Annotated in this window: 16 protein-coding genes; 7 read left to right on the forward strand and 9 right to left on the reverse strand. The window is 71.2% G+C overall.

The annotated features are described in order from the left end of the window. Window positions 1-168: 168 nt before the first annotated feature. Window positions 169-795, forward strand: a complete 627-nt coding sequence (locus OG776_RS15420) for a TetR/AcrR family transcriptional regulator (protein ID WP_329321168.1) — start codon at window positions 169-171, stop codon at window positions 793-795. Between the two features lie 172 nt (window positions 796-967). On the opposite strand, the gene OG776_RS15425 is transcribed toward OG776_RS15420, so the two are convergent. The 5 genes from OG776_RS15425 to OG776_RS15445 form a co-directional block, all read right to left on the reverse strand. Beyond that, window positions 968-2,668, reverse strand: coding sequence for an acyl-CoA mutase large subunit family protein (locus tag OG776_RS15425; RefSeq protein WP_329321170.1), 1,701 nt, complete (start codon window positions 2,666-2,668; stop codon window positions 968-970). Window positions 2,669-2,807: 139 nt separating this feature from the next. After that, window positions 2,808-3,146: a DUF3817 domain-containing protein gene (locus OG776_RS15430; protein WP_148010515.1), complete on the reverse strand. Its 339-nt coding sequence runs from the start codon at window positions 3,144-3,146 to the stop codon at window positions 2,808-2,810. 44 nt (window positions 3,147-3,190) lie between these two features. Then, on the reverse strand, window positions 3,191-3,700 hold the full coding sequence (locus OG776_RS15435; protein WP_148010514.1) for a MarR family winged helix-turn-helix transcriptional regulator: 510 nt from the start codon (window positions 3,698-3,700) through the stop codon (window positions 3,191-3,193). Window positions 3,701-3,881: 181 nt separating this feature from the next. Beyond that, entirely contained in the window at window positions 3,882-4,175 is a 294-nt protein-coding gene (locus OG776_RS15440) for an MTH1187 family thiamine-binding protein (protein WP_148010513.1), read from the reverse strand. Next, entirely contained in the window at window positions 4,172-4,519 is a 348-nt protein-coding gene (locus tag OG776_RS15445) for a DUF3817 domain-containing protein (RefSeq protein WP_148010512.1), read from the reverse strand. Before OG776_RS15445 ends, OG776_RS15440 begins: the two co-directional genes overlap by 4 nt. Window positions 4,520-4,816: 297 nt before the next feature. Between OG776_RS15445 and OG776_RS15450 the strand changes: the two genes are divergently transcribed. The 4 genes from OG776_RS15450 to OG776_RS15465 all read left to right on the forward strand — a co-directional run bounded on the left by OG776_RS15450 (window position 4,817) and on the right by OG776_RS15465 (window position 7,476). Beyond that, complete coding sequence (locus OG776_RS15450; protein ID WP_148010511.1) at window positions 4,817-5,449, forward strand: AIM24 family protein; 633 nt, start codon at window positions 4,817-4,819, stop codon at window positions 5,447-5,449. Window position 5,450: 1 nt separating this feature from the next. Then, complete coding sequence (locus OG776_RS15455) at window positions 5,451-6,101, forward strand: AIM24 family protein (RefSeq protein ID WP_148010510.1); 651 nt, start codon at window positions 5,451-5,453, stop codon at window positions 6,099-6,101. After that, a complete protein-coding gene (locus tag OG776_RS15460) occupies window positions 6,098-6,907 on the forward strand; it encodes an AIM24 family protein (protein WP_148010509.1) in 810 nt (269 codons plus the stop codon). Before OG776_RS15455 ends, OG776_RS15460 begins: the two co-directional genes overlap by 4 nt. A gap of 92 nt (window positions 6,908-6,999) precedes the next feature. Then, window positions 7,000-7,476 (forward strand): MarR family winged helix-turn-helix transcriptional regulator, encoded by a 477-nt coding sequence (locus tag OG776_RS15465; protein ID WP_148010508.1) that lies wholly within the window; start codon window positions 7,000-7,002, stop codon window positions 7,474-7,476. Window positions 7,477-7,491: 15 nt separating this feature from the next. Here the strand turns inward: OG776_RS15465 and OG776_RS15470 are convergent, their stop codons facing one another. Together OG776_RS15470 and OG776_RS15475 are read right to left on the reverse strand one after the other, a co-directional pair. Beyond that, window positions 7,492-9,006, reverse strand: a complete 1,515-nt coding sequence (locus OG776_RS15470; RefSeq protein ID WP_148010507.1) for a sensor histidine kinase — start codon at window positions 9,004-9,006, stop codon at window positions 7,492-7,494. Beyond that, window positions 9,003-9,662, reverse strand: coding sequence for a response regulator transcription factor (locus OG776_RS15475; protein WP_148010506.1), 660 nt, complete (start codon window positions 9,660-9,662; stop codon window positions 9,003-9,005). The genes OG776_RS15470 and OG776_RS15475 overlap by 4 nt, the downstream gene beginning before the upstream one ends. 183 nt (window positions 9,663-9,845) lie before the next feature. On the opposite strand from OG776_RS15475, the gene OG776_RS15480 reads away from it, so the two are divergent. Beyond that, window positions 9,846-10,370 carry a PepSY domain-containing protein gene (locus OG776_RS15480; protein ID WP_148010505.1) on the forward strand — a complete coding sequence of 175 codons (525 nt, stop codon included), beginning with the start codon at window positions 9,846-9,848 and terminating at the stop codon, window positions 10,368-10,370. Window positions 10,371-10,733: 363 nt separating this feature from the next. Here the strand turns inward: OG776_RS15480 and meaB are convergent, their stop codons facing one another. Both meaB and OG776_RS15490 read right to left on the reverse strand, forming a co-directional pair. Further along, window positions 10,734-11,690, reverse strand: a complete 957-nt coding sequence (meaB, locus tag OG776_RS15485; protein ID WP_148010504.1) for a methylmalonyl Co-A mutase-associated GTPase MeaB — start codon at window positions 11,688-11,690, stop codon at window positions 10,734-10,736. A 56-nt stretch (window positions 11,691-11,746) separates the two neighbouring features. Next, window positions 11,747-12,949: an acetyl-CoA C-acetyltransferase gene (locus OG776_RS15490; RefSeq protein ID WP_148010503.1), complete on the reverse strand. Its 1,203-nt coding sequence runs from the start codon at window positions 12,947-12,949 to the stop codon at window positions 11,747-11,749. Between the two features lie 146 nt (window positions 12,950-13,095). Between OG776_RS15490 and mce the strand changes: the two genes are divergently transcribed. Further along, window positions 13,096-13,536 carry a methylmalonyl-CoA epimerase gene (gene mce, locus OG776_RS15495; protein WP_148010502.1) on the forward strand — a complete coding sequence of 147 codons (441 nt, stop codon included), beginning with the start codon at window positions 13,096-13,098 and terminating at the stop codon, window positions 13,534-13,536. Window positions 13,537-13,571: the final 35 nt, after the last annotated feature.

The following is a 13,571-nucleotide window of genomic DNA, read 5'->3' on the forward strand; positions in this document are numbered from 1 at the left end:
TGCCGCCCGTGCACGGGTCACGGTGTACGAGCGTCGTCCGCAGCTTTCGCTACGGGTCGTAGCGTAACTGTCCGGGGGCGCATCCGTCCCCCTTCCGCCGGTGATCTCCCTCACGGCTTCACACAACCGCCGGATTTGCCCGCCCACAACGGCGGATATGGTCCTGACATGCAGAGTCGCTCTTCCGTCCCCCGTACGGGGCGTCCGCGCAGCGCTGCCGCGGACGCCGCGATCCTGGAGGCGACGCGGGCGGCGCTGGTCGAACTGGGCTGGTCCAAGCTGACATTGGGGGACGTGGCGACCCGGGCCGGGGTCGCCAAGACGACCCTCTACCGGCGCTGGGCGGGCAAGAACGAGCTCGTGGTCGACGCGGTCGCCGTGCTCTTCGACGAGCTGGAGCTGCCCGACCGCGGCAGCCTGGCGGCGGACATCGAGGGCGTGGTGCTGCAGTTCGCGGCGATCCTGGACCGGCCCGAGACGAAGACCGCGCTGATGGCGGTCGTGGCGGAGTCCACCCGCGACGAGCCCCTGCGGGAGCGGATCCGCACGTCCATCGTCGACCGGCAGAAGCGGCTCGTGCTGGAGGGGAGGGCGCGGGCCACCGCGCGCGGCGAACTGCCGCCGGAGTCCGATCCCGAGGCGTACGCGCGGACCGCGGACCTCATCTTCGACGTGGTCGCGGGGGCGGTGGTGCATCGCACGCTCGTCAGTGCGGAGCCGGCGGACGAGGAGTGGGTGCGGGCGTTCACCCGTGTCCTGCTGCTGGGCCTGGCGGGCGCGACGGACGCGCCCTGACCCGAGGGGTTCGCCCCCGCCGCCCCTGCCCGACCCGTCCGTTCCCGGGGGCTCCGCCCCCGGACCCCCGTCCGCCTGAACGGCCTCGTCCTCGAACGCCGGCCGGGCAGGTCAGCCCGTCCGGCGTTCGAGGACGCGCCCTTCGGACGACGGGCGCGGGAGGAAACCGGGTTCAGAAGCCCGGCGGCTCCGTGTACACCCCCCACTCGTCCCGGAGGACCCCGCAGATCTCACCCAGCGTCGCCTCCGCCCGTACCGCCTCCAGCATCGGCACGATCACGTTGGACCCGTCCCGCGCGGCGGCGAGCATCGCCTCCAGCGCGCCCCGCACCCGCGCGTCGTCCCGCGTGCCGCGACGCGACCCCAACTCGCGTACCTGCTCGCGCTCGACCTCGTGGCTGACCCGCAGGATCTCCAGGTCGCCGGTCACGGAGCCGTGGTGGACGTTGACACCGACCACCCGCTTGTCACCCTTCTCCAGGGATCGCTGGTACTGGAACGCGGACTCGGCGATCTCGCCGGTGAACCAGCCGTCCTCGATCCCCCGCAGGATGCCGGAGGTGACCGGGCCGATCGGGTGCCGGCCGTCGGGGTGCGCCCGCAGCCCCCGCTCCTTGATCTGCTCGAAGATCTTCTCCGCGTCGGCCTCGATCCGGTCCGTGAGCTGCTCGATGTACCAGGAACCGCCCAGCGGGTCGGCGACGTTGGCGACGCCGGTCTCTTCCATCAGCACCTGCTGGGTCCGCAGCGCGATCTCCGCGGCCTGCTCGGACGGCAGCGCGAGCGTCTCGTCCAGGGCGTTGGTGTGGAGCGAGTTCGTGCCGCCCAGCACCGCGGCGAGCGCCTCGACCGCCGTGCGGACCACGTTGTTGTACGGCTGCTGGGCCGTCAGCGAGACACCGGCCGTCTGGGTGTGGAAACGCAGCCACTGCGCCTTGTCGGACTTCGCGCCGTACACGTCCCGCATCCACCGCGCCCAGATCCGCCGGGCCGCGCGGAACTTGGCGATCTCCTCGAAGAAATCGAGATGCGCGTCGAAGAAGAAGGAGAGGCCGGGGGCGAAGACGTCCACGTCCAGGCCGCGCGAGAGGCCGAGCTCCACGTATCCGAAGCCGTCCGCCAGCGTGTAGGCGAGCTCCTGCGCGGCCGTGGCACCCGCTTCCCGGATGTGGTACCCGGAGACGGAGAGCGGCTTGTAGGCGGGGATCTTCGAGGCGCAGTGCTCCATCAGGTCACCGATGAGACGCAGGTGCGGCTCGGGCTCGAAGAGCCACTCCTTCTGGGCGATGTACTCCTTGAAGATGTCGGTCTGGAGCGTGCCGTTCAGGACGGCGGGGTCCACGCCCTGGCGCTCGGCGGCGACCAGGTACATGCAGAAGACGGGCACGGCCGGCCCGCTGATCGTCATCGACGTGGTGACGTCACCGAGCGGGATGTCCTTGAACAGGACCTCCATGTCGGCGGCGGAGTCGATCGCGACCCCGCAGTGCCCGACCTCGCCGAGGGCCCGGGGGTCGTCGGAGTCGCGCCCCATGAGGGTCGGCATGTCGAAGGCGACCGAGAGACCGCCGCCGCCCGCGGCGAGGATCATCTTGTACCGCTCGTTGGTCTGTTCCGCGTTGCCGAATCCGGCGAACTGGCGGATCGTCCACGTACGCCCCCGGTAGCCGGTCGGGTGGAGCCCGCGGGTGAAGGGGTATTCGCCGGGCCATCCGATCCGCTCGAAGCCGTCGTACGTGTCCCCGGGCCGGGGCCCGTACACGGGCTCGACGGGGTCTCCGGAGAGCGTGGTGAAGTCCGCGTCGCGCTTGCGCGAGGCGTCGTACCGGGCCTGCCAGCGTCGGCGGCCCTCTTCGATGGCGTCAGCGTCCATGCGGACAAATTTACTAGGACGTCCTAGTAAATGTCGATGGGAAACCGCCACGGACCACCCCGACGGCGGTACGGGGGGCCGGTGGCGGCGGAGGTCCCTGGTGACCCGGGCGTCACGGGCGGCGTGACGGGCGGGGGTCCTAGGCCTTGGCGACCACGGGGGCGTCGTCCGTGATCTTCGACTCCAGCTCGCGGCTGACCTTGCGCTCCACGAAGAACGCCGCCGTCGGGATCGTCCCGGCCAGCAGCACCCACAGCTGCTTGCCGACGGGCCACTTCGCCTTGGCGCCCAGGTCGAAGGCGAACACGAGGTACACGACGTACAGCCAGCCGTGCGCGATGGCGACGACGCGGGTGAAGTCCACGGCACCGTTCATGTCGAGCACGTACTTGGCGATCACACCGAGGGTCAGCAGGACCAGCAGCACACCGGTGACGTAGGCCATCACGCGGTAGCGGGTCAGCACGCTCTTCTTCATGGCTACGAGCGTAACGGCCCCTTTTGCGCGATCTTCGCGCGCCCCTACTCGTCGTCGAAGTCGTGCGCCGAGACCCTCAGCGGCCGCAGCATCGCGAAGATCTCCCCGCACTCCTCGGCGTCGTACGCGCCGAGCCCGAAGTCCATCTCCATCAGGTCGCGGGTCGCCGCGTCGCACACCTCGCGGCCCTTCGCGGTGATGGAGGCGAGCGTGCCGCGCCCGTCGTTGGGGTTGGGGCGCTTGTCGACGAGCCCGGAGCGCACCAGGCGGTCCACGGTGTTCGTGACGGAGGTGGGGTGGACCATCAGCCGCTCGCCGATCTTGGACATCGGCAGTTCGCCGGCCTTGGAGAAGGTGAGCAGCACCAGTGCCTCGTAGCGCGCGAAGGTCAGCCCGTACGGCTTGACGACCGCGTCGACCTCGGCGAGCAGGATCTGGTGCGCGCGCATGATCGAGGTGATCGCGGCCATGGACGGCACCGATCCCCAGCGTTGTTTCCAGAGTTCGTCGGCGCGGGCGATGGGATCGAAGGCAAGGCTGAGCGGCTTCGGCACGGCATGAGACCTTACCCGCCGGTCATATCGTGGTCTGCCCCGTCTCGCCTTTCGGTCGCGCACACGTTCCCGTGCGGCGAGGCCGCCCGCGACGGGGCCCTGGCGGACGGCGACACCGTGGAGCCCCGGTCCGATGACCGGACCGGGGCTCCCGGGTGTTCGGCGCCGTCGGGGGCCGCCCTCAGGCGGACAGGTGGCGCTCCACCGTCTCCACCTTGGACGTCAGACCGTCGGTCACCCCGGGGCGGATGTCCGCCTTGAGGACGACGGAGACGCGCGGCGCCCGGGCCTCGACGGCGGCGACCGCGCGCTTGACCACGTCCATCACCTCGTCCCACTCCCCCTCCAGCGAGGTGAACATGGCGTCGGTGCGGTTCGGCAGTCCCGACGCCCGGACGACCCGGACGGCCTCGGCGACGTACTCCCCCACGTCCTCGCCGACGCCGAGCGGTGTCACGGAGAAGGCGACGATCATGACGACCCCACGACTCCCTCGCGGCGGGCGCGGGAGGCGATGACCGCGTCCTCGGTCTCGCGCCGCAGCTTGCGCTCGGCGAAGAAGCCGCCGGTGGGCAGCACCGAGAGGACGAAGTAGAGGATCCCGGTCCCGGCGCTCCACCGGGCGCGGTTCCAGGCGTCCGCCCAGAAGATCACGTAGAGGATGAAGAGCACCCCGTGGATCGCGCCCATGACGGGCACGGCGTTGAAGTCCGTGGTCCGCTTCAGCACCGAGCAGACGAGCAGCAGCAGGAAGGAGACGGCCTCGGGGGCCGAGACCAGGCGCAGGCGGCGGAGGGCGGTGGCGGTCTTCATGTCCACGGGTCACCTTCGGTGGGATCAGGGGGAGGGTCGTCGGTCGTCCGGCCCCGAGCTTTGTGAACGCAAGCACAAGGCCTCCGCCATTGTGGCATCCGGGGCCCCGCGCCCCGGCCGGGGGGTGCCGGGCCGCGGGCCCCGGGCCCGCCCGGCGTCCGCCCCTCCCGTCCGCCCGGGGGCGTCCCGCCCGGCCGCCCCGCGGGAGGTCCCGTCCACCCCTCAGGGGACCGTTCAGGGGTGAGATCCACCCGTGGACCCTGTCCGCCCCCGCACCCTGCCGCTACCGTCACAACTGTGGCGATGTTCCGACTTCAAGGCAGCAAGGTGCTGGCCGTCGACATGACCGGGGACGCCGTGAAGGCGAAGAACGGCTCGATGGTCGCGTACGACGGTCAGATGGCCTTCAAGAAGCTGAGCGGTGGAGGTGAGGGGATCCGCGGGATGGTGACGCGGCGCCTGACCGGTGAGCAGATGACGATGATGGAGGTGAAGGGGCACGGGACCTGCTGGTTCGCGGACCGGGCGAGCGAGATCAACCTGGTGAGCCTCCAGGGCGACAAGCTGTACGTCGAGTCCAGCAACCTCCTCGCGACCGACGCCGGGCTGCGCACCGGCACGTCCTTCACGGGACTGCGCGGCGCCTCCCAGGGCAACGGTCTGTTCACCACCACCGTCGAGGGGCACGGGCAGGCGGCGATCATGTCCGACGGGCCGGCCGTGGTGCTGAGGGTCAGCTCGCAGTACCCGCTGACGGTGGACCCGGGGGCGTACATCGCGCACCAGGGCAACGTCAGACAGTCCTTCCAGGCCGGTGTGACGTTCCGCACGTTCATGGGCGAGGGCGGCGGCGAGGCCTTCCAGATCCGCTTCGAGGGCGACGGCCTGGTCTACGTTCAGCCCAGTGAGCGCAACACGATCGCGGGGGACCTCTGACATGCCGTTCCGCGAAGTGAACTCCAAGATGATCGAGGCCACGGTCCTGCCGGGCCAGCGCCTGTACAGCCAGCGCGGCGCGATGCTCGCCTACAAGGGCGAGGTTTCCTTCACCCCCAACATCCAGGGCGGTCAGGGCGGCGTCATGTCGATGATCGGCCGCCGGGTCGCGAACGAGGCCACCCCGCTGATGACCGTCGAGGGCAGCGGCACGGTCCTGTTCGGGCACGGCGGCCACCACATCCAGGTGATCACCCTCGCCGGCGACACGCTCTACGTCGAGGCGGACCGGCTGCTGGCCTTCGACGGCACGCTCCAGCAGGGCACGATGTTCCTCGGCTCGCAGGGCGGGGTCATGGGCATGGTCCGCGGCCAGGTCACGGGCCAGGGCCTGTTCACCACGACCCTCAAGGGACACGGCGCGGTGGCCGTGATGGCGCACGGCGGGGTCATCGAGGTGCCGATCACCCCGCAGCGCCCGGTTCATGTCGACCCGCAGGCGTACGTGGCGCACCACGGTGACGTACGCAACAAGCTGTCCACGGCGCTCGGCTGGCGCGACATGGTGGGCCGCGGCTCGGGCGAGGCGTTCCAGCTGGAGCTGAGCGGCAGTGGTGCGGTGTACGTCCAGGCCTCGGAGGAGAAGCTGTGAGCGCGTACGGGACTCCTGGCGGACCCACGGTCCACGACCCCATGACGCTGCCGGTCGACGACAACGTCAACAAGTACACCTTCTGCGTGGAGCTCAAGGGGAGCCAGTGGTTCCTGCAGAAGGGGAAGATGATCGCCTACTACGGCTCGATGGAGTTCAACGGCGTCGGACACGGCCGGCTCGACCGACTCGTCCGTACGTCGTTCCATTCGCCTCTGCACGCGAGCGACTGGGTGGTGGCCGAGGGTTCGGGCAAGATGCTCCTCGCCGACCGGGCCTTCGACGTGAATTCGTACGACCTGGATGACGGCAACCTGACCATTCGCAGCGGCAACCTGCTCGCTTTTCAGCCAAGTCTGGCACTCAAGCAGTCGATCGTGCCGGGCTTTCTGACGCTCATCGGAACCGGAAAGTTCGTGGCCGCGTCGAACGGGCCGGTGGTGTTCATGGAACCCCCGATCCGGGTGGACCCGCAGGCGCTGGTGGGCTGGGCCGACTGTCCGTCCCCGTGTCATCACTACGACCACGGGTACCTGACGGGCGTCATGGGCGGTCTACGTGCACTGACGGGCCTGGGCGGGGCCTCCGGGGAGGAGCACCAGTTCGAGTTCGTGGGAGCCGGCACGGTACTGCTCCAGTCCACGGAGATCCTGATGGCCGAGCAGGCCACCGGGGCCGTTCCGCACGAGCCGGGAGTGCCCGGCGCCGGCGGGACACCCGGTCAGCACGGCCAGCACGGCCAGCAGGCCGGCACACCGCGCCTTCCCGGACAGCTCGGAGACCTCCAGCGTCGCTTCGGGCTGTGAGCGGTAGTCTGCGGAGTGTGACATCGAACGCGTGCGCACCGTCACACCACCCTCACTAGTTCGCATTTCAACATTTTAGGTAGACTTCATTCATGGAGACCGAGACGGCCACGCGCTGGCTGACCGATGCGGAGCAGTGCGCCTGGCGCACCCACCTGGAGGTCAACAGGCTGTTGACGTACCAGCTCGAGAGGGACCTTCAGCCGTTCGGGCTGACGATGAACGACTACGAGATCCTGGTGAACCTCTCCGAGTCGGAGGGCGTGAGGCTGCGGATGAGTGACCTCGCCGCCGCCACCCTCCAGTCGAAGAGCCGCCTCTCGCACCAGATCACCCGCATGGAGAACGCGGACCTGGTCAGGCGGGAGAACTGCGAGTCCGACCGCCGGGGTCTGTACGCCGTCCTCACGGAGCACGGCCTGGAGACGATGAAGAAGGTCGCCCCGCACCACGTGGCGTCCGTCCGCAGACACTTCATGGACCTGCTCTCCCCCGAGGCGCTGGAGGAACTGCACAAGTCGCTGCAGCCCATCGCCGAGCACTTGCGGGGGCAACGCGGCAAACCCTGACGGGCGCTCCGCGGGTCAGGCGGGTGCGGGGAGCCGGAGCGTGAAGAGTGCTCCGCCCTCCGCGGCCTCGCCCGCGGTGAGCGTGCCGCCGTGGCGCCGCGCCACGTCACGGGCGATGGCGAGGCCCAGACCCGCCCCGCCGTCGTCCCGGCTGCGGGCCTCGTCGAGCCGCACGAACCGCTCGAAGATCCGCTCGCGCTCGGCAGCGGGCACGCCCGCTCCGTCGTCGGCGACCTCCAGGACGGCCCACGGGCCGTCGGTCCGCACGGTGACCGCGACCCGGCTGCGGGCGTGCCGCCGGGCGTTGTCCAGCAGATTGCCGAGCAGCCGCGCCAACTGGCCGCGGGAGCCGACAACTTCGGCGCTCGCGCAGTGCGCTGTCGCCCCCGGTCGCCGGGACACCTCCTCCCGGGCGAGTGCCGCCAGGTCGAAGCGGGTGCCCGAGGGCCGCTCCCCCGTGTCCAGCCGGGCCAGCAGCAACAGGTCGGCCGCGAGCCGCTGCAGCCGCACGGTGTCCTCGACGGCCCCCGTCACGTCCAGCAACTCCGGGTGGGCGGCGCCCACTTCGAGCTGGGTGCGCAGGGAGGCGATGGGGCTGCGCAGTTCGTGCGAGGCGTCGGCGACGAACCGGCGCTGCCGTTCGACGGACGTCTCCAGGGCGGCCAGCGTCTCGTTGGTGGTCCGTGCCAGGCCGGCGACCTCGTCCTGGGTGTCCGGCACGGGAACGCGCCGTGCCAGGTCCTCGGAGGCCGTGATGGCGGCCATCTCGCTCCGGATCCCCTCGACGGGCCGCAGCGCCCGCCGGGTGACCCGCCAGGTCACGGCGGCCACCACGGCGAGCAGCAGCGGGAGTCCGGTCAGCATGACCGTCAGGGCCGTGCGCACGGCGGCCTGTTCGGCGGCCAGCGGGGCTCCCGCGTACACGGTCAGCGCGCCCTTGCTCTGCACACTCACCTCGACGGCGGCGAACCGGTAGTCCGCGGTGTCCCCGTCGAGCGTGGCCGAGCCGTCGGCGAAGCTCACCTCGGCGCCGATCTGGCCGGGGCGGAGCGACGCGTAGTCGTCGTCCTCACCTCCGCCGCGGCCCCGGCCGTCCTTCCCACGGTCGTCACCGCCCTTGTCGTCACCGCCCTTGTCGTCACCGCCGTCGTCGTCACCGCGGTCGCCGCCGTGGTCGTCCGCCGAGGCGCCGCCGCCGGCCGCGTCCGTCGGCCGCGGCTTCACCACGTCGGTGCCCGTGCCGCTGATCCGCCGCAGATCCTCGCTGGCGGCGACCAGGACGCCCGCGGCGTCCACCACCTGGACGGGACGCTGGTCGTCGTCCAGCCGCAGCCGGTCGTACGACGCCCCGCCGGACAGGTCGGCCGCGACCTCGCGGGCGCTGCGCTCGGCCTCCGTGCCGGCCTGGTCGTTCAGGTTGGACCGCAGGGACAGCAGGACGGCGGTGCCCGCCGCCACGAGCGCGATGGCCACCACGACGGTCGCGGCGAGCGTGGCCCTGGCCCGGACGGATCCGAAGAGCCGGCTCATCGCGCCTCCAGCCGGTAGCCGGCCCCGCGCACGGTCCGGATGAACGCCGCCCCGAGCTTGCGCCGCAGGGTGCTCACGTACACCTCGACGATGTTCGGGTCCCCGTCGTAGGCGAAGTCCCAGACGTGTTCGAGTATCTCGGCCTTCGAGACGACCTGTCCGGCCCGCAGCACCAGCTGCTCCAGGACCGAGAACTCCTTGGCCGTGAGGGCGACCTCGTCCGCGCCGCGGAAGACGCGCCGGGCCGCGGTGTCGACCGTCAGCTCGCCCAGGACCCGCACCGGGGGATGGGCGGCCCGCCCACGCCGCAGCAGCGCCTTCACCCGGGCCACCAGCACCACGTACGAGAACGGCTTGGTCAGGTAGTCGTCGGCGCCCGTGTCCAGCCCCTCCGCCTCGTCGTACTCGCCGTCCTTCGCCGTGAGCATCAGGATCGGCACGTCGTGCCCGGCGGCGCGCAGCGCGGCACAGACGCGATAGCCGTTCATGCCGGGCAGCATGATGTCGAGGACGACGAGGTCGTAGGCCCCCTCGCTCGCCCGGTGCAGTCCCTCGGCTCCGTCGTGGACGACGTCCACGGCGTACCCCTCGGCCGTCAGTCCCTTGGCGAGCGACAGGGCGAGCCGCTTCTCGTCCTCCACGATCAACAGGCGCATGCGCCCAGCGTCCCAAACCGAACCTGAAGAAGTCTTCAGGTGGCTTCAGGCTGCGTTCAGCGACCCGCGCCGACAGTGGTTCCCGCCGGCAACGCACCGACGCGACGCACGACTTGGGCCGGTCTCGCTCGGATCCCGCTCCGAGCTCCCTCGGAGCGGTCCGGACCATCAGGAGGAACCGACATGAAGCGCAACATCGTCATCGCCGCCGTGGCGGCCGCGGCTCTGATCGGCGGCGGCACGGCCACCGCCCTCGCCGTCACGGACGACGGCACCGAGCGGGTCCCCCGGTCACCGGCGCGCACGGCGGACGACGACGGCGCGGGCCACGTACGCCACGGCGGCGACACCCGGACGGACGACCGGACGCGGACGGATGCTCCCGCCCGCACGGACGACCACCCTCACCCGGACGACCGCACCCGAACGGGCCGGCACACCGCCGGCCCGGACGATCACGGCGACGACGCCGCACGGCTGAGGTCCGCCCGGGTGACGGCGGCCGGAGCCCTCGCCACAGCGCTGCGCCACACACCGGGCACCGCCGCCTCCGCCGACCTGGACGACGACCGCTCCGCCCCGGTGTGGGAGGTCGAGATCCTCTCGAACGGTGGCACCTGGTACGAGGTGCGTGTCGACGCGGGCGACGGAAAGGTCGTCTCCTCCCGCACGGAGCCGGGGCACCGGGGCCGCGGAGACGACGACTGACCGACTCCACGGACCACCCCGTACGGGCCCCGCGAGGTTCCGTACGGGGGCCCGTACGGCCCTCCGTCCCCGCCGTCCGTCCCGGTTCCTGTCCCGGTCCCGGTCCCGGTCCCGGTCAGGGAAGGGTGCGGCGATCACTCGTCCGGAGCAAGGCGCCCCCCGCGCGGAACGCAGCGGTCACGCGTGCACGAGAGCGGGAACCACCCGCCCCGAGCGCGACGGGACGGACCGGTCGCAGTGCTCCGGACGGGCCGAGACGGACGGCCCGCCGGGTCGGGGAACTCGCCGGGCCGACGGGCCCCTGGCTTCCGCCGGACCCCCTCGGGCCTCCGACAAGCCCCGCCGGGCCTCCGCCAGGCCCCGTCAGGTCTCCGTCAGGCCCTCGACCAGGGTGTCGGCGGCCCGGTAGGGGTCGAGCTCGCCGGCGACGATCCGTTCCGCCAGCGCGCTGAGGCGGCGGTCGCCGTGCAGGTCGCCGATGCGGCGGCGCAGGGCCGTGACCGCGATCGTCTCGACCTCCTGGGAGGCCCGCGCGAGCCGGCGCTCGGCGAGGACGCCGTGCTCCTCCATCCAGGCGCGGTGCTTCTCCAGGGCCTCGACGACCTCGTCGATGCCCTCGCCGCGCGCCGCGACCGTCTTGACGATCGGCGGACGCCAGTCCCCCGGCCCGCGGGACTCGCCCAGGCCGAGCATGTGGTTCAGCTCGCGCGCGGTCGCGTCGGCGCCGTCCCGGTCGGCCTTGTTGACCACGTACACGTCGCCGATCTCCAGGATTCCGGCCTTCGCCGCCTGGATGCCGTCCCCCATGCCCGGGGCGAGCAGGACGACCGAGGTGTCCGCCCGGGACGCGATCTCCACCTCCGACTGCCCCACCCCGACGGTCTCGACCAGGATCACGTCGCAGCCCGCCGCGTCGAGGACGCGGATCGCCTGGGGGGCGGCCCAGGCCAGTCCGCCGAGGTGACCGCGGGTCGCCATCGAGCGGATGTACACGCCGGGGTCCGAGGCGTGCTCGGACATCCGGACCCGGTCGCCGAGAAGCGCGCCCCCGGAGAACGGGGACGAGGGGTCGACGGCCAGGACGCCGACCCGCCTGCCCTGCCGCCGGTAGGCGGTCACCAGCGCGGAGGTCGACGTCGACTTGCCGACACCGGGCGATCCCGTGAGCCCGACCACGTACGCTCCACCGGCCAGCGGAGCCAGCGCCGCCATCACCTCCCGCAGCTGCGGGGACGCCCCCTCCACCAGGGAGATCAGCCGGGCCACGGCCCGCGGCCGGCCTTCCCTGGCCTGGGCCACCAGTGAGGAGACGTCCTGCATCACAGCTCCGTTCAGAGTCGTACGAGACACCGCGGCCGCGTCCGCGCGGCGAGGTCCTAGGCCGTGGGTACCCGCACGATCAGCGCGTCACCCTGACCGCCGCCGCCGCACAGCGCCGCCGCTCCCACGCCGCCGCCGCGCCGCTTGAGCTCCAGCGCCAGGTGCAGCACCAGACGGGCGCCGGACATGCCGATCGGGTGGCCCAGGGCGATCGCGCCGCCGTTGACGTTCACCTTCTCCGTGGACACCCCGAGGTCCTTCATCGACTGCACGGCGACCGCCGCGAACGCCTCGTTGATCTCGATCAGGTCGAGGTCCGAGACGTCCAGGCCCTCCTTCTTCAGGGCGTGCAGGATCGCGTTCGACGGCTGCGACTGCAAAGAGTTGTCCGGCCCGGCCACGTTCCCGTGCGCGCCGATCTCGGCGATCCACTCCAGGCCGAGCTCCTGCGCCTTCGCCTTGCTCATCACGACCACGGCCGCCGCGCCGTCCGAGATCTGCGAGGACGAACCGGCCGTGATCGTGCCGTCCCGGGTGAACGCGGGACGCAGCTTGCCGAGCGACTCCGCCGTGGTCTCGGCGCGGATGCCCTCGTCCTTGCTGAAGACGACGGGCTCGCCCTTGCGCTGCGGGATCTCCACGGGGGTGATCTCCGCCTCGAAGACGCCGTTCTTCTGGGCGGCGGCCGCGCGCTGGTGCGACAGGGCGGCGATCTCGTCCTGCTCCGGACGGGCGATGCCGAGGCGCGTGTTGTGCTTCTCCGTGGACTCGCCCATGGCGATGTTCTCGAAGGCGTCCGTCAGACCGTCGTACGCCATGGCGTCGAGCATCTCGATGGCGCCGTACTTGAAGCCCTCGCGGGACTTCGGGAGCAGGTGGGGGGCGTTGGTCATCGACTCCTGGCCGCCCGCGACCACGACGTCGAACTCGCCGGCCCGGATCAGCTGGTCCGCGAGGGCGATCGCGTCCAGGCCGGACAGACACACCTTGTTGATGGTGAGCGCCGGGACGCTCATCGGGATGCCCGCCTTGACGGCCGCCTGCCGCGCCGGGATCTGCCCCGCCCCGGCCTGCAGCACCTGGCCCATGATCACGTACTGCACCTGGTCGCCGCCGATCCCCGCACGGTCGAGGGCGGCCTTGATCGCGAATCCTCCGAGGTCGGCTCCGGAGAAGGACTTCAGCGAGCCGAGCAACCGTCCCATCGGGGTGCGGGCACCCGCGACGATCACGGAGGTCGTGCTGTTCGTTCCAGACATGAGGTGCGATCCCCTTCCAGCTTGCACAGCTGAGGAGTGAACGAGGGTTTACTTGAATGTACTGAGCGGTACGCCACCCGTCATCCGGCTGTCGGTGTGATCGCGCGCACGTTGCGTAACCGCCGCGGGAGCGCTGCACTGGCTCCATGCTGACGCGAATCGACCACATCGGGATCGCCTGTTTCGACCTCGACAAGACCGTCGAGTTCTACCGGGCGACGTACGGCTTCGAAGTCTTCCACTCCGAGGTCAACGAGGAGCAGGGCGTGCGCGAGGCCATGCTCAAGATCAACGAGACGTCCGACGGCGGCGCCTCCTACCTCCAGCTGCTGGAGCCGACCCGCGAGGACTCGGCCGTCGGGAAGTGGCTGGCGAAGAACGGCGAGGGCGTCCATCACATCGCCTTCGGCACCGCGGACGTCGACACCGACGCGGGCGACATCAGGGACAAAGGCGTACGCGTCCTCTACGACGAGCCGCGACGCGGCTCCATGGGGTCACGAATCACCTTCCTGCACCCCAAGGATTGCCACGGTGTCCTGACAGAACTGGTCACTTCGGCGGCTGTTGAGTCACCTGAGCACTGACCTCCGTATATCTGGGCCGGTAGGGTTGGGGGCGG

It is taken from the genome of Streptomyces sp. NBC_01689 (genome assembly GCF_036250675.1).
In the GTDB taxonomy this organism is placed as follows: Bacteria; Actinomycetota; Actinomycetes; order Streptomycetales; family Streptomycetaceae; genus Streptomyces.